This window comes from Aeribacillus sp. SP014, assembly GCF_054055575.1.
Genome location: NZ_JBSRXI010000001.1, coordinates 2,265,213 through 2,291,296 on the forward strand (window position 1 = coordinate 2,265,213; position 26,084 = coordinate 2,291,296).

The 26,084-nt window shown below is 37.2% G+C and carries 15 protein-coding genes and 4 pseudogenes; 2 read left to right on the forward strand and 17 right to left on the reverse strand.

Features of this window, described 5'->3' with window-relative positions:
* Positions 1-10 precede the first annotated feature (10 nt).
* Positions 11-2,884: an SNF2-related protein gene (locus ACVIJU_RS11020; protein ID WP_456687597.1), complete on the reverse strand. Its 2,874-nt coding sequence runs from the start codon at positions 2,882-2,884 to the stop codon at positions 11-13.
* Positions 2,885-3,213: 329 nt separating this feature from the next.
* Between ACVIJU_RS11020 and ACVIJU_RS11025 the strand changes: the two genes are divergently transcribed.
* Positions 3,214-4,887: a DUF262 domain-containing protein gene (locus tag ACVIJU_RS11025; RefSeq protein WP_456687598.1), complete on the forward strand. Its 1,674-nt coding sequence runs from the start codon at positions 3,214-3,216 to the stop codon at positions 4,885-4,887.
* A gap of 830 nt (positions 4,888-5,717) precedes the next feature.
* Here ACVIJU_RS11025 and ACVIJU_RS11030 read toward each other — a convergent pair.
* The 8 genes and pseudogenes from ACVIJU_RS11030 to ACVIJU_RS11065 all read right to left on the reverse strand — a co-directional run bounded on the left by ACVIJU_RS11030 (position 5,718) and on the right by ACVIJU_RS11065 (position 13,909).
* Positions 5,718-6,468 (reverse strand): annotated as a pseudogene (locus tag ACVIJU_RS11030) (HIRAN domain-containing protein).
* Complete coding sequence (locus ACVIJU_RS11035; RefSeq protein ID WP_340856990.1) at positions 6,469-6,765, reverse strand: HipA domain-containing protein; 297 nt, start codon at positions 6,763-6,765, stop codon at positions 6,469-6,471.
* A 49-nt stretch (positions 6,766-6,814) separates the two neighbouring features.
* Positions 6,815-7,309 (reverse strand): HipA domain-containing protein, encoded by a 495-nt coding sequence (locus tag ACVIJU_RS11040; RefSeq protein ID WP_232515552.1) that lies wholly within the window; start codon positions 7,307-7,309, stop codon positions 6,815-6,817.
* A gap of 274 nt (positions 7,310-7,583) precedes the next feature.
* On the reverse strand, positions 7,584-10,079 hold the full coding sequence (locus tag ACVIJU_RS11045; protein ID WP_456687599.1) for a DUF2357 domain-containing protein: 2,496 nt from the start codon (positions 10,077-10,079) through the stop codon (positions 7,584-7,586).
* On the reverse strand, positions 10,048-11,739 hold the full coding sequence (locus tag ACVIJU_RS11050; RefSeq protein WP_456687600.1) for an MrcB family domain-containing protein: 1,692 nt from the start codon (positions 11,737-11,739) through the stop codon (positions 10,048-10,050). The genes ACVIJU_RS11045 and ACVIJU_RS11050 overlap by 32 nt, the downstream gene beginning before the upstream one ends.
* A 285-nt stretch (positions 11,740-12,024) precedes the next feature.
* Positions 12,025-12,336 (reverse strand): annotated as a pseudogene (locus tag ACVIJU_RS11055) (transposase); the annotation flags it as partial.
* A gap of 63 nt (positions 12,337-12,399) precedes the next feature.
* Positions 12,400-13,136 (reverse strand): annotated as a pseudogene (istB, locus tag ACVIJU_RS11060) (IS21-like element helper ATPase IstB).
* Entirely contained in the window at positions 13,136-13,909 is a 774-nt protein-coding gene (locus ACVIJU_RS11065; protein WP_456687601.1) for a hypothetical protein, read from the reverse strand. The pseudogene istB and the gene ACVIJU_RS11065 overlap by 1 nt, the downstream one beginning before the upstream one ends.
* Before the next feature lie 227 nt (positions 13,910-14,136).
* Here ACVIJU_RS11065 and ACVIJU_RS11070 point away from each other — a divergent pair.
* Positions 14,137-15,293, forward strand: a protein-coding gene (locus ACVIJU_RS11070; protein ID WP_153028110.1) for an IS3 family transposase whose coding sequence is annotated in 2 segments (ribosomal slippage) — positions 14,137-14,398 and positions 14,398-15,293 — 1,158 coding nt in all. Because the reading frame shifts where the segments join, the coding sequence is not laid out codon by codon here.
* A 155-nt stretch (positions 15,294-15,448) separates the two neighbouring features.
* On the opposite strand, the pseudogene ACVIJU_RS11075 reads toward ACVIJU_RS11070, so the two are convergent.
* The 8 genes and pseudogenes from ACVIJU_RS11075 to ACVIJU_RS11110 all read right to left on the reverse strand — a co-directional run.
* Positions 15,449-16,032 (reverse strand): annotated as a pseudogene (locus ACVIJU_RS11075) (IS256 family transposase); the annotation flags it as partial.
* 302 nt (positions 16,033-16,334) lie between these two features.
* Entirely contained in the window at positions 16,335-17,783 is a 1,449-nt protein-coding gene (locus tag ACVIJU_RS11080; protein ID WP_456687602.1) for a protein kinase domain-containing protein, read from the reverse strand.
* A 5-nt stretch (positions 17,784-17,788) separates the two neighbouring features.
* On the reverse strand, positions 17,789-18,394 hold the full coding sequence (locus tag ACVIJU_RS11085) for a hypothetical protein (RefSeq protein ID WP_456687603.1): 606 nt from the start codon (positions 18,392-18,394) through the stop codon (positions 17,789-17,791).
* The gene (locus tag ACVIJU_RS11090; protein ID WP_456687604.1) at positions 18,387-20,075 is read right to left on the reverse strand and encodes a helicase HerA domain-containing protein; all 1,689 of its coding nucleotides are present in this window, start codon (positions 20,073-20,075) and stop codon (positions 18,387-18,389) included. Before ACVIJU_RS11090 ends, ACVIJU_RS11085 begins: the two co-directional genes overlap by 8 nt.
* Positions 20,075-20,800, reverse strand: coding sequence for a hypothetical protein (locus ACVIJU_RS11095; protein WP_456687605.1), 726 nt, complete (start codon positions 20,798-20,800; stop codon positions 20,075-20,077). Before ACVIJU_RS11095 ends, ACVIJU_RS11090 begins: the two co-directional genes overlap by 1 nt.
* The gene (locus ACVIJU_RS11100; RefSeq protein ID WP_456687606.1) at positions 20,787-21,233 is read right to left on the reverse strand and encodes a hypothetical protein; all 447 of its coding nucleotides are present in this window, start codon (positions 21,231-21,233) and stop codon (positions 20,787-20,789) included. The genes ACVIJU_RS11095 and ACVIJU_RS11100 overlap by 14 nt, the downstream gene beginning before the upstream one ends.
* Entirely contained in the window at positions 21,220-22,029 is an 810-nt protein-coding gene (locus ACVIJU_RS11105; RefSeq protein WP_456687607.1) for a hypothetical protein, read from the reverse strand. The genes ACVIJU_RS11100 and ACVIJU_RS11105 overlap by 14 nt, the downstream gene beginning before the upstream one ends.
* 2 nt (positions 22,030-22,031) lie before the next feature.
* The gene (locus tag ACVIJU_RS11110; protein ID WP_456687608.1) at positions 22,032-26,084 is read right to left on the reverse strand and encodes a hypothetical protein; all 4,053 of its coding nucleotides are present in this window, start codon (positions 26,082-26,084) and stop codon (positions 22,032-22,034) included.

Genomic DNA, 26,084 nt, shown 5'->3' on the forward strand with positions numbered 1-26,084 from the left:
CCTCCTACTGTTACACAATTTTCCATTTTATTGTAAAAAGATGTTCTGTTGAGGTGCGTTGTTCCAATTTTTTCTCTACTTCTTCAAATAGCCGATCTTTTTGTGCATCAATTTCATCTTGCTGGTCATAGAGATTTCGCCGCATCTCGTTTCTCTTCTTCTCGAGTTCCTTAATTTGCTTATTCATTTCAAGCTTTTCTGCTAAGTTACGCGTAAGTTTTGCCTCTCTTTTTAAACGTTCAATTTCAACTGTCATTTCATCTATATCTTTTTCGAGCTTATTTTTCAAGTCTTGTGACCATTTTTCCAGCTTTTCTAACTCTGAATCAAGATAAGCAGATGCCCTTTCCATAATTTCATTTAAGATTGCTTCTTGTTGTCCTTCACTAATTCGACGAAGCGTATTGCAAATCGACTCGGAAAGCTCAATCGCTTCCCCTTCAATGGCAGGTAGTTCAAACATTTTTTCGCACATTTCTTGATCGAGTTGCTCTCCTTCTAAATCAATCGCTGAAAAAACAAGGTGCTGTTCATTTTCCAGCGATTCGACATGAAGCAAGTCTAATGACAGCCATCCCTCTTTCCCGATCAATCGCTCTAAAATACTGACTTTCCCTTTATAATCCGAATAACGGAACGTAATTTCCTTTGGCAACAGTTCCCGGTTTTTCGCTTGCTCGATCCACTTTTGTGCAAGCGGATGGGAAAAACGATAGTGATGGACGTTCTCTCTTTCTTGCTTTTTCGCTTGCGAGATCATTTGATATGTTTCATGATCTTTGACAAAACTCAATGTTTCATCATCAAACGTTGCTTCCTTCGCTCCTTCGTATTTTGATAAATTCCAAAGGTAGCGTTCCATGCGATTGAGATGTAAGCTCGTTTGATGGTAATGGTCACGTAGTTTTTCTCTTACCTCATCATCAAAATTTTCCAATAAATGCATGCGTGTTTCTTTCATTTTTAATTGAATTTGCTCATCCAGCTCCGCTTGTAATTTTTTAAATGCTTGTTCAATTTCTTCTGCGGTGCGGCAAGTTTGATAGATTTGTTGAATTCGTTTTTCAAAATCGACACCAGATTCTAACGACCCTAGTACCTCATCTGAAGAACCAAAAACGCCTTCAAACAAGCGGAATTTTTCTGAGAGAATTTCATACACTTTTTTATCGGCTTCATTTTTATGGTTTAAGAAGTTAATAACAACGACATCATGCTTTTGACCGTAACGATGACAACGGCCGATCCGCTGTTCAATCCGCTGTGGATTCCAAGGTAAATCATAGTTAACGACTAAACTACAAAATTGTAAGTTAATCCCTTCTGATGCCGACTCTGTCGCAATCATAATCGATGCTTGTTCTTTGAAATATTCAACAAGGGCTGCACGCATATCGGCTGTTTTTGAGCCGGTAATTTTATCATCGTGCTGATGTTTTTCCATCCATTGTTCATAAATTTGCTTCGCCTGTTCATCCTGGTTTTCTCCATTAAATAATACAATCTTGCCAGCGTAACCGTTACGCTCGAGAAATTCACGCAAATAAGCTTGCGTTCGCCGTGATTCGGTAAAGATGACCGCCTTTTCGTTTGCACCTAACATTCTTAATTTTTCAAATCCTTTTTCAAGTGCAATTAACAATGCTTCCGCTTTTGAATTTTCTTTAATCGACTTCGCTAGTGAATAATATTCTTCTAATTCTTGTTTTTCTTTTTGGACAAGATGTTTCATTTCAGCTAACGACAATTCACGTATGTATGATGGCTGTTCATCTTCTCCCCACTCTTCCATTGTATCGTCAAATTCATCAACATCTGCATAAACGTCCGAATGCTCTGCGGCTATTTCTGTTTTTCCTCGCTCTAGTTCCACTAACAACTGCTCAAGTCGTTTAATTAGAGAAAGCAATGTGTCAGAAATAGCAAAGGAAGAAGATGCCAGCAATTTCCGGACAACTAATGTCATTAATGCCCTTTGGCTTGTCGGTAACGCAAAAAGTTGTTCTCTCTGTAAGTACGCAGATACTTTTTCGTACAATTCCCATTCTGCTTTCGTTGGCATAAACTCCTGAGTAATCGGAATACGCTGTGTATAATTCACATACTCGGTAACTTGCCGTCTTAACGTACGATGGCAAACAGGTTTAATACGTTGTTTTAAATCAATAAAATCTATTTCCGACATTTCTTTCGTACCGCGGGCAAACTGACGTCTAAACGTTGTTTCATCTCCAAAAATATGAGGATCGATAAAACTAATAAGCCCGTACAATTCCATTAAAGAGTTTTGTAATGGTGTTGCCGTCAATAAGATTTTCGGATAGCCAGCTGTTGCTGCTCGTAATGTACGTCCGATTTTATTTGATTTTTTATACACATTCCGCATACGATGCGCTTCGTCAAAGACAATTAAATCCCAAGGCACCTTTTGTAACATGTCTGCTTTATTGCGAGCGTATTGATACGAAGTAATCACAATTTGGTCTTGTTGTAAAAAAGGATTTTTGTGCCCCGAACGTACCATTTCATTAAAATTTTTACTTTCTAAAATAATGGACGGAATATAAAATTTTTCCCATAACTCTTGATTCCATTGTTTCCGAAGCGGTGGAGGAACAATAACAAGTATGTGACGCTTTCTTTCCGCCCACAATTGACTAATAATAAGTCCCGCTTCAATGGTTTTTCCTAATCCTACTTCATCAGCTAAGATCGCTCCTCTCTCCAATGGAGCACGAAAGGCAAATAAAGCGGCTTCCACTTGATGCGGGTTTAAATCAACCGTCGCATTAATGAGCGATTGACTTAACCGCCCTATCGAATGTGAGGAATTTTGTTTCGTTAATTCATAAGCAAAGTATTTGCTTTGATATGGTGTTGTCACTCATTAGACCTCCCAAATGTAAAACTATTCCTTACGCTGCCGAACATAGTATCTGTCTTTATTATACTCGACGTTATTTTACAATAACAGACATCCGACAAACTATGGCAATGTTTTTTAGTCTCAAATTCTTCTCGCTATTATTCTCGATTGTTGACAAGAAGAAAGTTACATGTTCATTTCAATCCATTCCATATTATTTATAATATGGGAGCAATGAGTGATTTTTTCTCGCATCAACAGCTAAGAAAATATTACAATATATTAGGAGACGAAAAACTAATTAACTCTCATTAAAGTTTATGAAAGAAAAGAAAGGATGAAAATAGATGCACACCCCTCTGAACGCTCAGGAAATGCCGCTACATAAAGTATTTAGTGATGATTTTTTATTTACCATTCCTTCTGTTCAAAGACCTTACTCTTGGACTACCGAGCAAGCAGGAGAGTTATTAGATGATTTACTTGAGTTCATTGAACATCACGGAATCACTGAAAAAAATATTGAGCAAATCCCGGAACCTTATTTTCTTGGAAGCATTGTCCTTGTAAAAGGGGAGAAACCAGAGGCAGAAGTATTGGATGGGCAGCAGCGTTTAACGACTTTAACTATCTTATTATCTGCTCTTCGCAGTTATTTACCAGAAGAATATGCGAATGAAATTGACGAACTTATTGTTCAGCGCGGTAGCCGAATTCGTAAAATTGAAGATACATATCGTCTTCGTTTACGTAAGAAAGACAATGACTTTTTTAAAAAATACATTCAAGAGCGCGATGGAATTACAAAACTAACAGAACAAACCCCTGTAAAAACAGACAGTCAAGCATTAATTAGGGATAATGCGCTATATTATTTAGAGCGCTTTAATGACCTTGATGAATCTACTTTAACAACGTTGCCAAGTGTCATTGCTACGCTATGCTATATGGTTATTGTGTCCACACCGAATTTTGACTCTGCTTTTCGTATCTTTACTGTTTTAAACGACCGTGGACTAGATTTAATGGTTACTGATATTTTAAAAGCTAAAATTATCGGTAAAATTCCTGAAAGCGAGCAAGAAATCTACACAGAAAAATGGGAAGATATTGAAAGTGCGCTTGGTCGTGAACAGTTTAATGAATTATTTTCACATATCCGTATGATTTTACAAAAGCGAAAAGGCGCGGGAAACCTTAAGGATGAATACGATAGTATTTTAGAAAACATGTCTGGAAAAACATTTATCGATGAAATATTGATACCATACAGCGACATTTATATACAAATAAGAAATTATAAAACATCGTTTGTTAATGATGAAGAAACCGTCAAGATTTTAGAATTTCTAAATCGAATTGATAATATGGACTGGATACCTGTAGCTATGTATTATATGCATCATTATAATAACAACATTCCGGCTTTCTTAAAACGTCTTGAAAGATTTGCAGCCGTTCATATGGTTTTACGGAAAAATTTTAACTGGAGACAATCAAAATATTCGACTATTTTACGAGAATTAGAACAAGGCAAAGACCCTTTTTCGAAAACGAGTACGTTAAATCTTACTGACGATGAAAAGAAAGAAGTAATTGAAGCGTTGAATGGGGATGTATATAAAAAATTAAAAGATGCCGCTAAACGATATGTACTTTTACGTTTAGATGCATTGCTATCTAAAGGACAGCCATCTTATGATTACAATACAATTACAATTGAACATATACTGCCACAAACTCCTCCTAAGGAAAGCGAGTGGACAAAGAATTTTCCAAACATTGAACAGTATGTACACAAATTAGGTAATTTAGTTTTACTCACCACAAAGAAAAACTCACGTGCAAAAAACTTTGATTTTGAGCGTAAAAAATCTACCTATTTTCAATCTAAAGATGGAGTCAGTACATTTGCTTTGACAACCCAAGTGATCCAAGAAAAAGAATGGACACCAAAAGTACTTGAAAGACGACAAAAGCTTCTCTTAGATTTGTTGGTAAAAGAATGGGAACTTCGTTAAATTACTTCCATTTTTATCGTTTATTCTCTGCTAGCAATTTAGAAATGAAAGTTTTTTCATCTATTTCAAATAAAATATTATTTTAGAGCATCCTAAAAAGCGACAAAGCAAAATACAAGCTTCCTCATGAAGTTTAAAGAATTTCCTCTTGTTTCACCTAATATAAACAATAAGGGGAAGGAACGATACGAATTACTTGCTGGTCTATTTTCAAAAAATGAGAGCGTTAGAGCATCCACAGAACCAAAAAGTTCGAGACCTAATTTCCAATAAAAAGAAGTAAAACTTGTCAATTTCATTGATCTTCCCATGTATTAATGGTATATTGTTACTAAACAAAGATTAAAACCTTCTTTGCGGGGAGCGTGCTTAAAGTAAGTGTTGAAAGCTCCCTTTGTGGAGTATTGCATTTCTGCAAGATTTAACGACAAAGAAAAGGGGCTGTCCAAAAAGTCATGGTTAACTGACTTTTTGAAGCCCCTTTGTGTGTTTGATATTAACATTAATCGACTTTATTGTAGTTTTACATTTTGAGTTTAGGAAAATAGTTTACTGAAATATCTTAACACGATGTTATAATTCGAAAATTCAACTTTCTGAACATTGTCCATTCAAACCCAGGCGCACCCAGCACTAGCAACAAGAGAGTTGGTAAAAAAACTCAAGGTTCCGTTCGCCAATGCTCCAGTATAACATCTCGTCTATTACCCGCCGCATCCCGCTCCTTATTTGTTTTTCAAAAAACTCTTTTCCAGCAAACCGAGGGACAATAAAAAGCAATGTGCTTATTGTCAACGACATCGCAACCTAAAACTGAATTTACAAAATGGTTATATCATTTCTAACTGCAAATCATGCACCATATTTAAATTCCGTTCCTTTAAAGACGGAACCAGTTTCCCACAAACGCTTATATTTACTTTCAATTGTGGGAGAGCTTCTAAATGAATGGAGTGAATTTTTGCTTCATAATCTTCATCGTTCTCAATAAAGTTAAACATAAATTCACTATAAAAGGCTGGAAATATATCCTAACTTACGCCCTTGGCTTGTTAATACAATCACTGCTTTCGGATCTTGTTCATTCTCTGGCTCTAGTTGAAACTGTACCTTTTCTCCGATTTTTAGCTGTTTAAGGATTTGTTCCCCTTCATAATATCTCCAGCCAGCAATATAAAAATCAAAGTCAAAGTGATTTCCGTACACATAAATAGGTGCTACAAACTCATATGAATCAGTCGCAAGCCTGCCGCCGGTAGCTCGCAATAAATCCATTTCCGTATAATCACTTGACAAGCCGTGCGTCCGCAAAATTTCTGGGAAATCAGGGCGGCGACGATCAGGCAAACGTCGTTCGAAAGGCCCGAATAGCCTGTCAGAAACGTATATTTTATCGATATCGCGAAACGCTAAATGTGGCTGATATCCGTTTTCTAATGCGTCTAATAATCCCCTTCTTTTTCTGCTTTTTTCATAATAAAATACATATTTGCCTTCGTGATGTACTAAATTCCCAATATGATATCGCTGGCACATACGTTCGTTTTGCCAAATAAACCAAAGTACAAAAGGACGGGTCATTTATTTCACCTTCGTATGCCAATTTATTAGCCACTCTCTTCGATATTGTAATAATTTTAATACCCATTCTTTATAAACTTTACTCATTGCTTCTTCTGAAATTTCACTTAAAATGACAAGTATTTGCTTTTCATTTATTTGACTTATTCTTTCAACCATTTCTTTTGTTTCTTGTGGATATAATTGATAAATAAAATTTAATAACTCTCTATATTTTGGTTTCTTTTTGTCAGGCAACCCGATTAAAGAGTAGCTTCGGTTTGTAAAAGCTGTAAACATTCTTTGATCTTGAAACATTCTTAGGATACGCTCTTCCTGTAATTGATACCCTAATGATGCTCCGTTATCATATATAGGGCAAGCTGATAACCTGCTTGATAAACAATGATTCACCAATTGTCGCAGGTCGATCTTGATTTGCAATTAGCGCATCGAATATGGGTATTTGAATAAAGTCTCTTTCAAGACTAAATTCGGATAATACTTTTATTATATTTGGAAAATCGTAATACTTTAAGCTGTATCTATCAAAATCTTCGGCAATGGTAAAAAATAAATCTCCGCCTTCATAAAATTCCTTATCATCATGGACAAAGTTTTCTGATAAAATGCCTAATATACCATTATAGACTGCTAAATCAGCTTTCATTGTTTTTAATCCCATTAGTTGTCCGATTTTCGAGGCAATAACTTCTGCCCAAGCTTCACCCGTATTCTCCTTAGGAATCTTAAATAAATACCGTTGTTTATCCAATGGGTTAATCAACCAAAACTTTTGTCTAGTTCCAGAAGCTTGCCTTTCTTCATCTTTTTCCCAATGACTAACATCGAACAAACTCATGAACATAATCCTCTTTCTTCAATTGAGCATTGATTAGAGAATCACTACATCAATCAAGACCACTGAAAGATTCGTCATATTTTTATTTTACTGTGCAAATATAATCATATCCTTTGTTATCCCTAAGCAACGAAAAATTCCGCTTTTTTTTTTAACTTTTTTCGCTTTCCGCTTCAATATCCTGTTCATCTGTAATCGAAAGTGACATATCCGGGTAGTCCTAACCATTTTGGCTCAATAATCCATCTAAAAACACATTTTTCCCTCTATCATCTCATCCCATCACCTTCAATATCTCCTTAAACACAAACGCCGGCTGTTTTCTTAACTCATCGATTGGCAACGTTTTTCTTAAGTTCCCTTTCGTAATCACAAGCTGCCGGCCATCGAGTTGAATGGTGATATCTTTGATGCGATACGCTTCGATTTTCAATGCTTTGTCGAGATAACGGGCGTCAAGGTCGAAGCGGATGCGATTGGATAGTCTGCGCAACATGCGCCATAATGTGACTTCTTCTTTTGATTTCATGAAAAGCTCTGGCAATTCTTTCGCATCTTTTAAGGTATTTAAGGTTGTCATTGTGTAGACAGAAATTCCATAGCCAACGGGTTTAATAATTTCTTTGAGAAAATGCCAGCTTTCGATTTCGAATTTGACATATTCTTCTGCACTGTTTTTCGGTAATTCGGTGATTTCATATCTTTTCACAAATTGGACGTCGGTTATTTTTCCGTAGCACGTCACACCGTTTGTCGGTGTAGCTCCTTTTTTCGGATAAAGGGCAACATATTTAGCTTCTTGCCAGCCTTTATTAAGACGTTTGACAGGGATGTGGTAAAATCGATGCTGAAGATTCGCCCGATAGTTTTCTTCTCTTGGGACCATACCGACAAGGACCTTTTCCTCAAGAGAAGATTGCCATTCCTCGATCGTTCCTCTTGGGAGGATTCCTTCCTTTTGTAATTCTTCAGGATTTTTTTCAATTAGTCGTTCGATCAGTTGTTCTACTAAGCGTGTGGCATTTGGTAAAAACGGCAAGCCGCCGATATTGACTTCATTGATGCTTTTATAAAGCTTGTGCTCTTGATAGCTGTCTTCATCCCACCAAGGAAATAAAACGTAAGCACCAAAAGCGGTTCGTTCGTATGGTCCTTGGTGGCGGACAACTAGTGAATCTCGATAACGGTGCATCGTATTTATATCTTCTTCTGTTGGTCCTGGAAGCTGATAGTTTCGATGATAGCTGCTCCCTTCCATCGCAAAATCGATACGGTATTTTGCATCAAATATATAATTGTATGTGTAATCCTTTCCCTTCTTTTCGATCAATAGCATTGTATCCGGGATTTGCGGGATGGTTGGTAATTTCCCTTCGTATTTTTGATACGTTAAAATAATTTTTTCACCTGTGTACGGATGCTTATATATTCGTGTAGCTGAAGCATTTTTCTCCAGGTTGACAAATAAACCGTTTCGATTGACACGAATAATATCCTGACTTACTAACTTGTATTTTTTATCTAAGATTTGTCCTAATTTCAAAAACGTCCAATATTCGTAAAGGGTCGCGACATCTTTGACGGACATTTGATACAGTTTTCCATGCAGTGCAAGACCTCTTGTCACTAATAAATAAATTTGAAAGGCATCGCGATAGCCAGAAGCCATTTGCAATACAAGGCTCATGACAGAGCGATCGAGTATCCCGATCGTTTTCCAAAAGAAACTATTTACTTTCTTTTCTAATTCTCTTTTCATGTTTGAAAGCTTTTCGATTAGATCCTGATCAGGCTCAACCTCATAGCGCTTGTTTTTTGAATGTATTTTTTCTAGTAAATCCGCTAATTTATCGATTAATCGGTTCATCATCCATTTGACAAAACGATTTTCCAATGTATCAAATGTGAGATCTTTTTTGATTTTTAATCCGGAAACAGGCATGACGAGACGGTCATGGATCGCAATACCATTGGGCACATCTCGAAAAAGCTGCGGACGTTTGCGCAAATAATGTCGTCCTTTTTGATCGAGACGTCCTAATTGATCCCCTCTTGCCTTGACATGAGTTTTTACAAGTTGATGATGAGGCTGCTGTTCGATTCGTTTGATCGCTTGAAAAAAAGAGTGAAAATGAACGTCCATTAAGCGAAAAAATTCACTTCTAGATGGGGTTCCCTCCAGCTTTACTTTGGCCCGCTGATACGTTTTTTTGATAAAGTGAAAGGCGAGATTATAAATTTCATCGTTTACTTCTTGTAATAGTTTGAGATAATCTTCTTTGTAATTTAATTTCGTTGGAAAAATTTCAATTGTGACCTCTAACACAGTTTTGTTTTCATCTCTAATCTCAAAGGTTGATAGCCCCACTTCATTTTGAAACTGGAGATTCCCCATTAACACATAAGATTGTCCGATCTTTACTTTGTCTACCGCTCTTCTTAAAGAAGGGTGTTCATGATAAAAAGACAATTCTGTATCGACTTTCGGAGAGACGATGACTTGGTAAATTCCGTTTTCAAAAAAGATTGGACGATGATACGACCAGTCGGCTAATGTTTGTTGATCCACATCAAATACTTTTATCTCTTGAATGCCTTCCCCATCGACCGAAAATTCCATTTGTTCGTGAACATCCATGTTTCGATATTGCTTCAAACCTTGATACCGCTCATGATAAGGCTTCCCTTTCATGACGAGTGTTAATAGTTCAGTTTCAATGTAGACTAGCTCTACATCCTCATGAGCTAATCCAGAAGGACGTAAAGCCATTGTCCGTTAACCTCCTTAACATTTCTAAAATTTTGTCTGCACTTTTCGGATATTTGGCATAGGAAAAATTGGCTGGATCTTCGTAATTCTCATGTAATTCAACACCTGTACAAAACGTATACAGCTGTTCCAATGCCCGTTGTACCCTCGTATCACTTCCAGAAATTCTTGGTAAGACTTTTTGAAGAAGACAGTGATCAAACGCATTTTTATATGTCATCAAATTTCCTTCTTCAGCATAGGCAAGGTAAAAACAAATTTCGTCCCGCACACGGTAACCAACATGAGCCCCAAGTGGCTGCAAGTACTGATTCACTTGTACGAGCTCATTCGTTGCTTGCTCAACGATATGTGGATACTCCTGATAAACATCTTTTAAATGCAAATATTTCGCAGAAAAAGCTTGATCCTTTAATGTAATTGGATGAACTTCCTCGAGCCCTTTTAAAAATTCAAGATGTGACAAGTCCACACGATTAAACTCAATCGTATTTGCCCGATCTAACACCTTTTTACTAAATGGATGAGTAGTTTCGTCCATATTAACCGTCCCGATGATATAAACGTTTGATGGAAAGGTGACCTCTCTTCTCGCTACCTCTTTGGAAAGAAGGTTCGAGGACACAATTTTTCCATTCTCCCACCTTCTACTTTCCATTACACTTAAAACATCGCTAAAGTAATACTCGACACGCGCTAAATTCATTTCATCTAACAAAACAAAATATGGATATTCTGGATTTTGTTCCGCCTCGAGCACTACTTTCGTAAGCGGACCTGGTCGAAACTCTCCTTTAATGTCTTCATACCCTAACAAATCTGACCCATCGTTCCAATCGGGTCGAACAGGGATTAACGTAAATCTTCCATTTTTTTCGGTGGCTCCCACACTTTCTGCTAACCATTGAACAATTTTCGTTTTCCCAGTGCCTGAAATCCCCGAAAGAATGACAAACGGCTTTGTTTTTAATGATAAAAATAGATTGATCACTTCTTCTTTAGTGTAGTAAAAGCCTTTACTAGAAATATAGGAATGGATGTGGTGAGTGATTTGTTCGGATGTTAATATAATTCCATTCTCATCAGGCCTAACGTTGTTCTGCTTGTACTCAATATAATTTTCATAGTATTGGATCATGTCCTTTAAATCATTTTTCAATTCTTCATCAGTTGGCATGCTTTCGATAGAGTATGGAATATATGCAGCAGTAGAAAATTCATACTCCTTCGCCTTACCACTTTCCCCTAGATAGATATTGTCATCTTTTTTCACTTTTTCATTCATTTGAATATTGTTTCGGATCTCTTCTTTAATTTTGATCATCTCTTCTTTAGATGTTTCGGTCACTCCTTGGGCCAAGGTTAAATAAACTTTTTTCATATCTTCACTGAATAAATACACAAGATAATAGCCTCTTTGAGTAGACGTAGTAACTTTATTATTCAATACAGCGATCCAAGGAACAGAAGCCCAATTCCCTTGACCAACTGAACCTCTAACCACATATGTATCTTTATTGATAAAAGAAAAGCTGCTAATATTTTTCGGTATTTCGTTTCTTACAAAATTGCCAATCGGATGTCCAGCAAATGTTTCGTGCTTCGCTTTTAGATATTCTTTCATTAGGTATAAAAAATGTTCTCGCAATTGATTATTCATGATTACATTGTACTCCTTATTAATTATTAGAATTTTTTAAAACTTTTTTATGATAAAATGTTTAAAACAGATAGAAAATGCTTTTATATTAAAATATATATAATTATCTTCATAAACCAAACTATGTAATCTTCGATTTGGTACCGTCAAGAATTTTGTGTAAGGTTCTATAGAGTATCCTCAGATTATGCAAATTCATTTATCTGTTCCCACTAGGAGACTGAATATTCAGTCTCCTAGTGGGAAGCGCACGCCCCTTCAAATATCCTTACACACTTACAAATTTTAGAATCTTTCTTCGAACATTTCTTGTAGGGCTTGATAGGCGTTTGAAAAACCTCGTAATTTTCTATTCGACCATTTTTCATGAAAGTCTTATATGGTCAAATACGTGATTTTCTCCGCAGCTTCTATACTTGTAAGACTATTCATCGTCTTTCATCGTTTACGTATGTCTTTAATGGTTCTTTCGATCGCGTTTGTCGTGTATATGACGCTTCGTATGCTTTGTGGATATTTCATAAACGTAAGTAGAACATCTAAATCTTTTTCCCATGATTGTACCTCTCTTGCGTATTTTTTGGACCACTTTTGTTTTTTGCAAGCAAAAAGTGCAGAAAAATGCAGCGAAATTTACATAGGCTTGCAGCGATTTTTACATTAATTACCATTTTGTGTTTTTATAGAAGAAAGGGCATTTTTCAATCGGTAACTTTCCCCTGTGAATGCTATGACATGTGCATGATGCACTAGTCTGTCCACAAGTGCAGAGGTTAGTCGGTTATCCCCAAAAACACGTTCCATTGACCAAATTCAAGGTTAGATGTCACTATAACGCTTTTATGTTCATAACAGTCTGCGATAATATGAAACAATAATTCAGAACCTTGCTTTTGAAAAGGGACGTAGCCCAATTCATCCAATATAAACAAGTCGCACTTCTCAATTTGGCGTTTTAACCGGTTTAGTGTGCCCTCTTTCAAGGCTTCCTCTAATTGGGCTACTAAATCAGCCACCCGGAAGAAACGCACTTCATATCCCATTTCACAAGCCTTTACTCCCAATGCTGTTCCTAAGTGCGTTTTCCCTGTGCCCGGTGTCCCTAAAAGTAGTAGGTTTTGCTTTTCCTTGATGAAACGAAGATCGCAAATTTCCTCTTTCGAGGTTGTAGCTGGCAAGTGCAGCTGCTCGGTCCACTCATAGTCCTTAAGCCATTTAAGCTCTCTAAATCTAGCCTTTTTAATCAGTCTAGCAATCTTCGTTGTCTGCCTGGAATTTACTTCAATCAATAATACATCACGCAAAAACTGTTCTTTACTTTCGAACGGAACCTGCTCAAACTCTTCAATAATATGGGCAAGGTGAAGAGTTTTACAAATAGCCTTTAAATTCGCCATTAGGAAACACCTCCTTCCAAAGAAGGACAAAGCCTTTTATCATAGGCATTCAAATCTGTTTCATAGTTAAGCAGTATCTCGGGTGTATGGGCTTCACTTAGTTTCTCTGGATAAGCTGCTTCTTTCGCTTCCAGGATAAAACCAAGTTCATGTGGAGCCCTTTCAAAACGTTCTTCTGTTTTTAAAACCGCATGAATATCATTTAACGAATATTTTTCTAATAATTTCTTTATCCCCTTGACTCGAGATTTGGTTTCTTCCGATCGTATCGTCAGATACGTTTGAACTCTCTCCGGCAAATACTTAAAAAAACGCGAATACCTTACAGACCGTGGCTTCTTCTCCCAATCCATAAAAATATCATTCCAGGGAATCCTCCTTGTAGTATTCATATAGGGACGGGCTTCTTGGTAAACCACTTTTCCATCGTTCGTATAACAGGTAAATTTATCCCATTCCATCTTGATGACTAAAGTCTGTTTCATTTTCACTTTGTGGATAACAAACTTTTCACCGTCGACTTCAATTTCCCCGTATTTATTAACCTTTGCGGATTTCACTGAAAAAATCGGAAGATCCGTTAAAGGCAAAGGTTTCAAATGCTTTTTATCCTCAATCCACAGCTCCTCAATCAATACATCTTTTTCATAATGTGGACGTTTTCGGTCTTTTTCCATTTCTTCTTTCATCCAAGTCGCTAATTGCGGAAAACTTTCCATTATTGGTTCAGTTGTAAACAAATTATTCCTTGTATAACCAACTTTCTTTTCCACATTGCCTTTCTCATGTCCACTAGACGGGTTACACGGTTGAACTTCAAAGCCATAGTGACATTTAAATCTAATAAAAGAGTCAGTGTATGTTCGCTTGTCCCCTTTACCAATTGAAACAACTGCTGCAGCTAAGTTATCAATTCGTAAATAGGTTGGAACTTGATGTTAGACTAAAAAGTAGACACAGATTATTATAGTAATAATAGACTGAAAAATGAGGTGTCTACATGACAAAAAAACAAAGGCGGTACGAGGAAGACTTTAAGCGTCAAACTGTTCGTTATATTTTGGAGGAAGCGAAATCCGTTGCACAAGTGGCTCGTGAGCTCAAAATTAACGAAAATACTCTTCACGGCTGGATGAAAAAATATAAGCAAGAACCTGAAATAACAGAAACCCAAACGTTTCGATCCGAAGACCACGAAGTTCGTGAACTGAAGAAACGTATTCGGGATCTGGAGGAGGAAAACTCCATCTTAAAAAAGGCGATGCACTTCTTCGCGAAAGACCATCGGTAAAATATTCATTTATCCATGAGCATCGCTTCGATTACCGATTGGAGAAGATGTGCGAAGTATTGAAAGTTTCTCGAAGCGGTTATTATAAATGGCGTGATCGTCCCAAAAGTGCTAGACAAGAGCGTCGAGAAGAATTGACGCAGGAAGTGCGTCGTGTGTATATCGAATCTCGCCAACTGTATGGGAGTCCAAAGGTTGCCAAAAAGCTTAATCATGAAGGCATTAAGGTTTCACAGAAGACGGTTTCCCGCATAATGAACAAAGAGGGAATGAAGTCTCGTACCGTGAAAAAGCATAAGGCTACCACTAACTCAAAACATAACCATCCGGTCCACGAAAATGTCTTAAACCAACATTTTACTGTTACGAAACCAAATGAAGTATGGGTAGCTGATATCACATACATTCCAACGGATGAAGGTTGGCTTTATCTAGCTAGTATGATGGATTTGTATTCAAGGAAAATAGTCGGCTGGCATATAGACTGTTCAATGAAAAAGGAGCTAGTGTTAAGTGCTTTAAAGCAAGCCTATCAGCGTCAACAACCACAGGGTTCTATCCTCCATCATTCTGATCGAGGGAGTCAATATGCTTCAAATGACTATCAAGCTAAGCTAATGGAATACGGAATGAAATGTAGCATGAGCCGCAAAGGAAATTGTTATGACAACGCTTGTATTGAATCATTTCATGGGGTTATAAAAAAAGAACTAATCTATCAGACTCGTTATAAAACAAGGGAGGAAGCAAAAAAGAGCATATTTGAGTATATAGAAATATTTTACAATAATAAACGTATTCACTCCGCAACAGAGTATTTTTCGCCATCTGAATACGAACGTATGTACTATAAAAAGGGAGCTTAATGAACATATTAATAGAATAGTTAGACCCGAAAATTTACCTTTTAAAAATAATTAGGACAACGTCGTAATTATTTTTAAAAGGCCACCAAGCGATAGCGCGGTAGCTGCGAAAAAAAATCTATAAATTTTTGTGTCTACTTTATTGACCTAATATCACTTTCTTGACCTCCAACATAGAAACCTAATATTTCTCGGTAGCCATCTTCATTGACTCCAAGGACGATATAAATGACTTCCTTCGCATACGTATCACGACGGATTTTTATATATAAGCCATCTAGGTAAAGGACAGAATAACGCTTATTGAGTCGACGTTGTTGCCATTTTCGAATGTCTTCTATCGTCGCATCTATAATATTGCTTATCGTGGTTGGGGAGTAACTGAAACCAAGAATTCGTTCGATAAATTTACCGATTTCTCGAGTGCTCATCTCACTTTGGTACATTTTAATAATCGCTTCTTCGAGCCAACCATCGCGATGTTGATAAGGTTCAAATAGTTGGGTTTGAAAATCCCCATTTCGATCTCGTGGAACATGAAGCTGATCAATTTTCCCATACTTAGTATCCAAAGAACGGGGGTAATACCCATTCTGGAGTTATAAATCTCTTTCTGTTCTACTTCTAGAAAGTTTTTGATTTCTTCTTTCATGATGAGCTCTAATTTTTCTTTTACAAACTCACGAATCATATTTTCCAGTTGATTTGCGAAGTCAGAGTTAGGTATACTACTAGACATAGGTAGGGTCATCCTTTCTCAATTTGTTTGGTCGCAAATCTGAGAATACCCTACCTATTTTTCTTTATCTAGAAATATGCTTACACAAAATTTTATACATCATCAGAACAATCTAGTTATATTAATGTAAGACGGGTGATTTCAGCTGGTAACTAAAACATGTGTCTGTTTTATGTTTCATTTTGTCTGCAAACTGACCTTGTCCACTTTTTAATAACATTATTAAAATCTATAAAATTATCCCGTATCACACATTGTGCTACGGGATTATTGATTAACTTCATTCTCTATTTATCATTTCATTACAGATAATACTCATAAAGAGCCAACTTCTGTTTTACATACTCATCATTTGGTCTTAGTTTTAAGGCATATTTAAAATAGGCTCTTGCCCGTTCGTAATCCCTTTTTTGGTCGTACGCTTGACCAAGTTTTTTCACAACAGACCAAATTCCTGGGGTCTCTCGATTGATTTGTTCTAGAATTTGAATACTTTTTTCTTCCTGTCCGCACACCCCATAACATAGTGCTAATTTATAACGATAATCTAGATTTCCTGGTTCTTTTTGATACAATTCTTCATATAAGCGTAGCCCTTCCTCGTATTTTTTTATGGCTATGAAAATTCTTGCTTTTAGATTTTTTACAGCCGTATCAAAACTTTCTTGACGTGTTTCTTCAATTACCGTACTTTCAATATTTTCGATTTTCCGCAACGCTTCAAATAACCGACCTGTTTTATAATATACGTATGCCAGCTGCAATGAGATCTCCGGCAGTGTATTTCCATTTGTTATTTCTGTTTTTAAAATTTTTTCTGCCAGTGTAAACTTTCCAAGTTTGCAATTCATCATCGCTAATTCTAGCGGATCTCGTTTGTTTGCTAATGTTGCACGAGGAATAAACTTTTCAACTTGTTGCTGTTTGAAATGTTCCTCTACCGCTTTTTTAAATTCGGTGCGGAAATCGGTAACCGACTGATATCGTATTTCCGGCTTTCTCTCTAACGCCTTCATGATGACCTTTTCCATTGAAGGTGTAATACTATCGTTCAATTCTCTTGGTTTTGGAAAAGGGACATTATGAATCACGTTAAAATATGTGTCATGTGGAGTTTTTCCTGTTAACAATTGATATAACAAAACCCCTAAAGAATAAATGTCAGAATTTAAATATCGTGTTTGCGAATGGAGAACTTCAGGAGCGATATAAGCAAATGTTCCTGCACCATCAATTGTTTTTACGAAAATATCTTCAATCAATCGACTCGTTCCAAAGTCCGTTAATTTTACAGTAGTTTCATTTATTAAAATATTGTCAGGTTTGATATCTCCATGCGCTATGCGTAGGGAGTGCATAAATTCAACACCATTTAGTACTTGATCAAAAATATCAAACATTTTTTGAAATGTCCGTGGATGACTAATTCCCTCTTCACTTAACTCTTGTGAGAGCGGCTTCCCATCAAACAGTTCCATCTCAATGACAAAATAACCGTCTACTCTGCCCATCCAATAAATATTGATAATATTTTCATGAGAAACGCCAATAAAACGTTCTCCTTCCACTAATGCTGAATCACCACGTTCTTGGCTTTTCGGGATTTTTAAAGCGACGATTTCTTCATCTTCACTGCGAAGGGCTTTCCATACATATCCGTATGACCCTTCGCCTATCATTTCTTGCAAAATATATTTATCCCCGATATTCATATCCTTTTTTGGTTGAATAGAATAACGCTTACGGACCATGATTGTTACCTCACTTGAATCCATTCATTTATGGTGAGATTTTCCTTCGTTCCGCTTGCTACTGCTTGAAAAACGAGATAATCGGTAACAAACGAATTAATCCCTGGAATAAAGCGACCGTTCGGTAACGTGAACCCTTCATCAAAAATGCTAATGTATTTATCGATATTTTTCGGAATAGCCCCGCTGTAAGACCAGTAGACAAAAAGAATCAATGGTAAATCGCTACCAAGTTGATGATATGCTAATAATAAATTTTCAATCTTCTCTCTTAGTTTATCATGCTTGCCCTTTGAATTTTCAAATCGTTCAAACTCTGAAACAAGAATTGGCTTTACGTCCTGTTGACGATACCATACAGAATCCGGCCGAACTTCTCGAGTAATGCTATGACTATATTGTTGGTTAATTGGATAAACAGGGCATTCAGATAAAGCTGTTACTCCTTGAATATGTCTACCGATTTCCGTAATATAATTCAGTCCTGCTGAATGAACGGTTTCCGAATAATCACGAATCCCATGAACAGAAAACATGGGAAAAAGTGAATCGCGAATTTTTCCATTCTTAAACTCTTCAATAATCATTGCCTTTAATTGCTCTTTATCCACCGAATACGCCCCATTCTTTGACAACTTCCGGTGATTGACCACCATGAACTAACGCTTTTGTTCCAACTTTCACTAATAGTGGAGCTGGAATCGAGCGTCCCGTTATTAATGCTTCCCCTGTAGATAAAGATGAAAGTTCGTCAATATCTGCTTTCGTTAACATATCGGATGTTTTCGTAATGAAACGCTGATCATCCGGATTTTTTAGACGCATGGTAATAATCGTGTTGCATTGCGATGTGACATCTGCATCCAATTTAGAAGGACGTTGTGAAACGATGGCAAAACCTACCCCGAATTTACGACCTTCTGCGGCAATTTTTTTAATAATTTTTTTCGAAATCGTTGGTGTGCCAGCTGGAGCGTAGTTATGACCTTCTTCATATACAAGGAAGCAAGGACGAATCGGGCGTTGTTTATCTGACGCTGCACGCATAATTTCACTGGATACAAGCGCCGTGACAATTTGCTTTGCATCGTCTGACAACCCTTGCAAATCAATAATGATTAATCGACCATATTTTTCGTTCATTTCACCAATTAATTTATAAATATCCGTCGGTTCACCAATCGCTTTTGTGTAAAAACTTCGCGCTTCGTTAATGACGCGATTCAGCTTCATCGAAGCGACCGCTGCACTTCTGCCGCTTAAAGCTCTTGCTTCTGCTTCCGTTATTTCATCCCACCCCCGCAATTCTTCTAAATCGCCTGAAAGTAACTCACGCAAATCTTTAATATCGCGAGGCGGGTGTGGATACTTATATTTCCAATAACGAATCGCTACATCGAGTACCCGTTGCTGCGGTTCTGTTAAGCCAGGCAAAATTTCTTCAAAATCGTCCATTTCAAAGTGGTCAAATTGCAACGCGAGGTGTTTATTTTTGCCAGCGTATTTGTAATCAAACTCTTCCATTTGCGGCGTATATACATGAATACCGCCTCCTGCCGCTTGTAAAGCACGGAAACGTTCTTGAATAAATAAAATGCTTTCCCGATCTTTTTCGTCTTCAATATGATCAAGGTTCGTATTGAAATGGATATCCCCTTTTTCAAATGCCTTTCCATACTCACCGTGCGTATCAAACACAACAACGGTTCCATTCATTTGCGCCACTAGTCGTTCGATGATACGACCGACCGTATACGACTTTCCTGAACCCGTCATCGCTAAAACTGCTAAATGTTCTGTCACTAACTTATTGACATCCAAGTAAACAGGAACAATATTTTCTCCACGTTCATAACCTATTAAGTTGCCAATCGCAATGCTTTTATTTTCATCAAATTGATAAAACTTAGAAAGAAATTCATAATCAACACCATATACTTTACTTCCCGGATCTAACGGGCGACGCGGAATGCGAATTTGTCCTGTGGTTGGTTCCTTGTAACCGACAAGGTCAATGGAAGCAAATAATGTCTCTCCAGTCATTTGTGTTCCGGGTAATAATTCGATCGAATTCAATCCTTCTCCAAGATCACTGTTGTATAAAATATTACTGCGGGAAATAGAGGTAATCCGCCCAAGAACATATGTCGGCTGTTCATCTGGACGTTCTTGATGTAAAATTTTCACAAACTCGCCACGGCGTGCGGAAAAGCTATCTTGAAGCACCATTTTTAAATCATTCGGATTTCCGGTATTCCCAATAAGTTTACCAATATATTTTTCTTGACTCATCATTCACCCTCCCCGAAAAAGTCTACTTCTTCGGTCCAAACATTTTCTACTTCTTCCTTTTTAATCATTTCGAGTGCCTGCGTTTTAAAATAATGAATAATGGCACCACTTCGAATTGGTTTTAGAGCATACTCGGCATACCAAAGCGGCAGAGGAAGTGCTTTTGGCTGATCCACTGAAAAAAGTGAAACAATATAGGATGCTAATTCATCAATAGCCTTCGAATCCCAATCTTTGTTGCTCCCTATCATTTCCACAAGCAAAGGCATTGTTCTCATCCCAGCACGCAAATGAAAGTTGATCAGCCCAAGCTCTCTTACTTTTATCGGCTCAAGACGATTATCTGAAGTTAAAATATCGTATTGATAAGCTGCCGTTCTCGTTCGACGCGTTAAAATACCGTGGAGTAATTTTTTTACACCTACTTTTTTAATCTTATAAAAAGACTCCTCAATATCTTGTAATTTAGAAAAATGAACCCCGTCAATGATATATTTTTCTCGTTCTACAGCTGTTAATCCATAAAAGATTGAACCAAACCGTTTTGTACTAAGAGAGACTAATTGAATTCCATGAGGATTAAACGGGTACATTTTATCTTGATACATAGACCAAAATTGTTCTATTCGTTCTTTACATTGCTCATAATCTTTCAATAATTGTTCATGTGATTCTAACGGTGCATCAGAACGCTCTAACAATAATGGTGTATCAACGATTACCATTTGCGGGGGGATTAGATTCCTGCACCATTTCTTCTAACAAATCATACATTTGCGTAATATGAACAAATTTTAGTTTTTTAGTAACATCGATATCATCCGCTTCGTCAATGTCAACGAGGCTGTCTTGAAATGTTTCGTACACAGAGCCTTCCTCTATGTATAAATCTTGACGAACAGCACCAGCGCTATATAAAATACCGCCAAATGCCGATATTGTTTTGCTTTCGGTTGCAATCCCCGATACCCGAATCGTTAGTGGTGATTTTTTTTCAATGGGACGAATGACACCACTGTTGCGAAGGATTGGTGCAATATGATCAATAAAACGCATTTTCGCGCTTAATTTCGTAACCGTACTTGGCAAGCCTAACTGGATTTTCGCTACTAAACTATTGGCAATCGCGGTATACGGTTTCGTTTTACCATTCTCCATCAACGTTCCTCCACTTTATTATTTCTCTTACAAATGCACGATAACCATTTTCCAAAATATACTGCTGTCCTTTCTCGGTGATGGTTCCGTCTGAATGAATATAATGTAAATTTTCGAGCTCAGAAAAAGCACTTTTCACATCATTTTCACGTACTTCTAAATAGAAAGACTTTTGAATTAACGGAACGAGCTGTTGTCGTTCTATGACGTCGGCTGCTGAGAGAAGAAGTAAATAGTGATGAACGGGCTTAAACATCACTTGTTTTTCTTCGCTCATTTCATCTTTTGTATCTCTTTCATTGATGTGCATTAACGATTGAAATAGACGTTGACATATTTCACGCTGCTCAAGCAACCGGTAATCAAGAAGCGGCAATGTTGTGATAGTAATGCATCCGCTACTTGTATCGTAGTAAAAGTCAACGGCAACCGTTTGTTTAGTCGGTAATTGAATTTTGGGAGTTAAATTAGTCGCTATTTCTTCGCGCACCGGAACTCCTTCATACATGCATTCATTCATTTCTTTAATGGAAAACGAGTGATTCAGTTGCAATAATGATGAAATATCCAAATTAAGATATGGTGGGAAAACCATTAGTTGGTTTCCCCACTCTTTTATCCATTGAATAAGGCACGAACGATCGCTTTCTGACATTTTTAAAAGAATGATAGCTGGAATCACACAAATACCTGACCGTAACTCTCCGACATCTTTCTCTTTCACATCAAACCATTCGCGCAACATTTTATACTCTGTCCGTCTTGCGAATGGTTTTAAAATTTGCAAACTCGACATTATTAGAGAACCTCCACTTTTGTCCGAATCAATCCGATTTGCTCAAGCTCTTCTTTTTCTTTTTGGTAATTAGTCCAGTCTAACTCTCCTTTGCGGTCAACCACTTCTTTATAAAACTCAAATTGCACAAATTTGGCATGTTCCGCAAAAAACTGATGGGCATATGTTTCTAATTGTTTCATTTCCATCTGTACTTTATCTATTGTTTCTTTATAAGTTGCTTCTTGAATCGGTGCACTTAAGTCTGCTTGATATAGCGGTTGATGCTGCAGACGGAACAGGCGGTTCACCGCATCAATTAATAACTCATCGAAATATTGATTTCGCTTTTTCTTTGTCGTATTTTCCACTTTTGTTACTTGGGCAATTAAATCCGTCATATCGTTTTTTCGTTCTTGCAACAACTTTTCCGTTTCATCAATAAGTGTCATCGCATTTTCTTTCTTTGCGATACAAATATCGTCAACCTCTTCTTCGAAACCAGATTCTAAAAATACGGTTAACTTGTCAAATAGTGTGGAAAGCTCAACAATCCCTACCTCACGTTTCACATCGGCATCACTATTTTCATAATAAGCAATCCATTTCTCGACTTTCGGTTTTGATTCTACAAAAAGGTCTACCATTTGTACAAATTTATCTTTTAAATCATAATAACGGCCGATAATACCGCTTCTCTCTTTCCAATCTACCTTTGTATGCTCCACTTTCTTTAAGCCGATTTGTGAGATAATGATATTTAACCGATCAATTGCTTCTTTATAATTTCCTAGAGACAGATGATGTGCCAACGTTTCTTCATTTGATACCATTGTTCGCAGTTGCGAAGATTTTACATGATTCATCGCATTTTCAATTTCGTTTTTATATAATTCAAGTACATACGTAAACGGTGAAATTGGTATATAATAACCTTTATACTCGTTTGTGTTTTTCATTTCCTCTACTTTTTCTTGAATTTTTGCAAGAATGTCCTTTTGAATCGTTGACACATAATCATGAAATTGTTGTACAATTTTTATCTTTTTCCAAATCGGCATATCTTTTCCATCTAATGTGAGATTCTCAAAGTTTCGCTCGTTTGGTTGAAGTGTATTCCATTTTTCTTCATCAAAAATGAAGTTGCACTCATCATGGAATTGCTGTAAATAACTTAATTGCTCTTTCCAAATAATAAGGTGGTTGTTTGTATGAACTTGCAATAGCTTTAAATCGATATTATGCAAAGCTTCGTTAATTTTTCTTAAGCTTCCGTGTCTTTTATATCCCTTCAGCAAATCGAGTCGAGGTCCTTTAAACGTTTCCTTGAACTGATCAACGAGTTGATCGTATTCTTTTTCATACCACTGTTCAATTTTATCTCTTTTCGCTTCCAACGTATATGAAGTAACATTTTCCACATGAGTATTGTTGATGGTTCTCACGACTTTTAGCGCTTGCATAAACGTTATCCATTGCTCAACGATTTTTGCCGGCTTAATGGCATCAACAGAACTAAAGAAAAACGCATCTTCAATCTCTTTATATGTTACACGACGATGGCCAATAAACGACATTAAAGAGGCAAACGTACTTGGAATTTGCACTTCATATTGATCATTTTCGTGATTTTGAATAAATAACCCCGTACCTCGATAACCGTCCTTATCTAATTTAGCCGGAACTTTCGTCGCTTTTAAAGCATGTTGAAAGTGAGTAAAATCTTCGCTGTCTATAAATTTTACGCCTTGCTTTGCCCCTAGTTCGGCAATTGTTGCATCGTGAATAATCATTTTCGCATATCCTTCCGCTAATACCGGAAGATAGTCTTCTTCTGATTTTGTAAAAACAATTGGGCGTAACACATAGCCTGTTTTATCGACCCATTCAAACCAAGTTCGTGCGATTCTTGTAATTTCATCTGTAATCGCACGAATTTTTGCGCGGAATGGCTGCGCTAATTGATGGGCTGACTTGCGGATATCCATCATCTCACGCTCAACCGATAACGCTTCTAATACTTTCTTCTGCAAATTCGTCACTTGGAAAAAGAGCAAGCAACGGCCGAGCCGCTCATACTTTCGTTTTATATCATCGATTTCTGTTTCCGCATCAGCGGTCGGTGCCAAAATGATAATCGGGTGATTTCCGCTATCTAGTAATTTGCTGTCAACAAGATCGTGCAAAGAAGCTAGTTTGCTAGCCCAAATAATGTCGACAATTTTTTTCGGATGAACTCCTAAATATAGATGATTCGTTACTTTTATACGGAGCCCACATTTATTTCCTTTTACTTGAATTGTTTGCACGTCTGGATAGTCTTGCTCAATGGCTCTTGCAAAACCAAGAAGAAGACGTTGAATTTCTCCATCTTTATCATATTGTTTCGCCAATTCGTTTAAATGTTGTTGAAGCTGTTGATCTTTTTCTTCATTTAATAAATAGTTCGCAATACCTGTTTTGATGGCATAGCGACGATTTAACCGCTCAAGGAACGCAAAATTTGGACCAATATATGTTTCGAATTGCTCTGTTTTCATTCGTTGCTCAAGATACGTATATAAAAGCTCAGCTGCTTCAACGACTTCGTCTTTTGGATAAAGCATGCGCACTTGCGCTAAAAACGTTTCCCGTTCTTTTCCGACAATAAAAGAACCTTTAGGTGCATTAATTGAGAACGTTTCAAGACTGCGCAAGAGGACATCTAAACTAAATGATTCACCCGTCGTTTCATTCACGAATAAATGATCAGATTCAGCTTTATATTTGTTTTGCACAAGATAAAAACCTAAATCATTTTTCGCAAGCGGCAAAGCGACAAACTCTTTAAATAATGGTATGCCTTCAATATGTTTCGCTGATAATAAAATTTGTTGTTCTTCCTCACTATAATAATCTTTCGGATATGGCAGCTGCCGTAATAATGCTTTTTTCACAAACGGAATATGCACTGGCTTTGTATCAATGTAATCTAGCTGGGAATGGTCGATTAAACTTTCTTTAAAACGCGGCACTGAATAAGCTAAGTCTTGTAAAATTTCACCTGTTTCCTTGTCTGGATGCTGCTCAAGATATTGATCACAATGAGCCATAATTACATTTAGCCAACCAAAGTTTCCCGCAGCAATCGTGTAAGCTGCTTCAACAAGCCCAGCAGGATATTCACGTAATTTTCCACTTTGTTGTAACGATGCGATATAATCGCTAATATCTGCATAGGAGTTTTGATTGATTTCTAATTTATCTAAACGACGAGCAAGCGCCTCGAGCGCTTTAATTTGATCGCCGATGGCCGGAGAACAAAGCAGCAAGAAAGAGACATTAGGATGGCGAGTGCGGCTATCTTCATGTTTAATCGCTGATGTGATCACTTTAATCGCATCACCGTCTAGTTTCTTTTTCCGCTCTTCACTTTGTTCTTGAATCCCATCCATAAATAATTCGTATTCGGATTCCACTTCATCGACAATCACCATTAAATGTTCGATGCCAAACGATTTTAAGTAAGCTAAACCATTTTGCACAAGTTGATCAAGCTGATCAAGATGCTGCAGCAAATCATCGGTTTCATGTTGTCCTAACTCAATTGCCTCTGCCAATTTTGCCGGTGAAAAACCAAGCGGGAGAAAATGGTCTTGAATATGTTTCACAATCAAACCTTGAATCGTGCGGGCAGGTTGTTGTTCCGCTAATTTTGCTAACGCTACATACGCTCCATAACCGACCCAGTTCTCCCCATAAAGAAGGTCCTCATGCATTTGTTCATAGCGGATATAAATAGGTAAAATGCCATCAGCGAAATCTGGCTTTAATAACCGGACTTTTTGCAGTTGACCTGATTGGTCACGAATCGTCCATCCTTTATCAATTCCAAGCGATTCGCTCACTAATTCATAAGCAATACGCGATTTACCAATTCCCCATTTAGCAATCAATGTAAAAACTCGCGCCATTGGTGCTGACTTTAAATCTTGTAAATACTCTTTAAACGCATCATAAAATTCACGCTGACCGACCATTGGCTGTTGAACCGGAAATGTGGAAACTCCATCTTTTAACCAGACAGATTTGCTCAT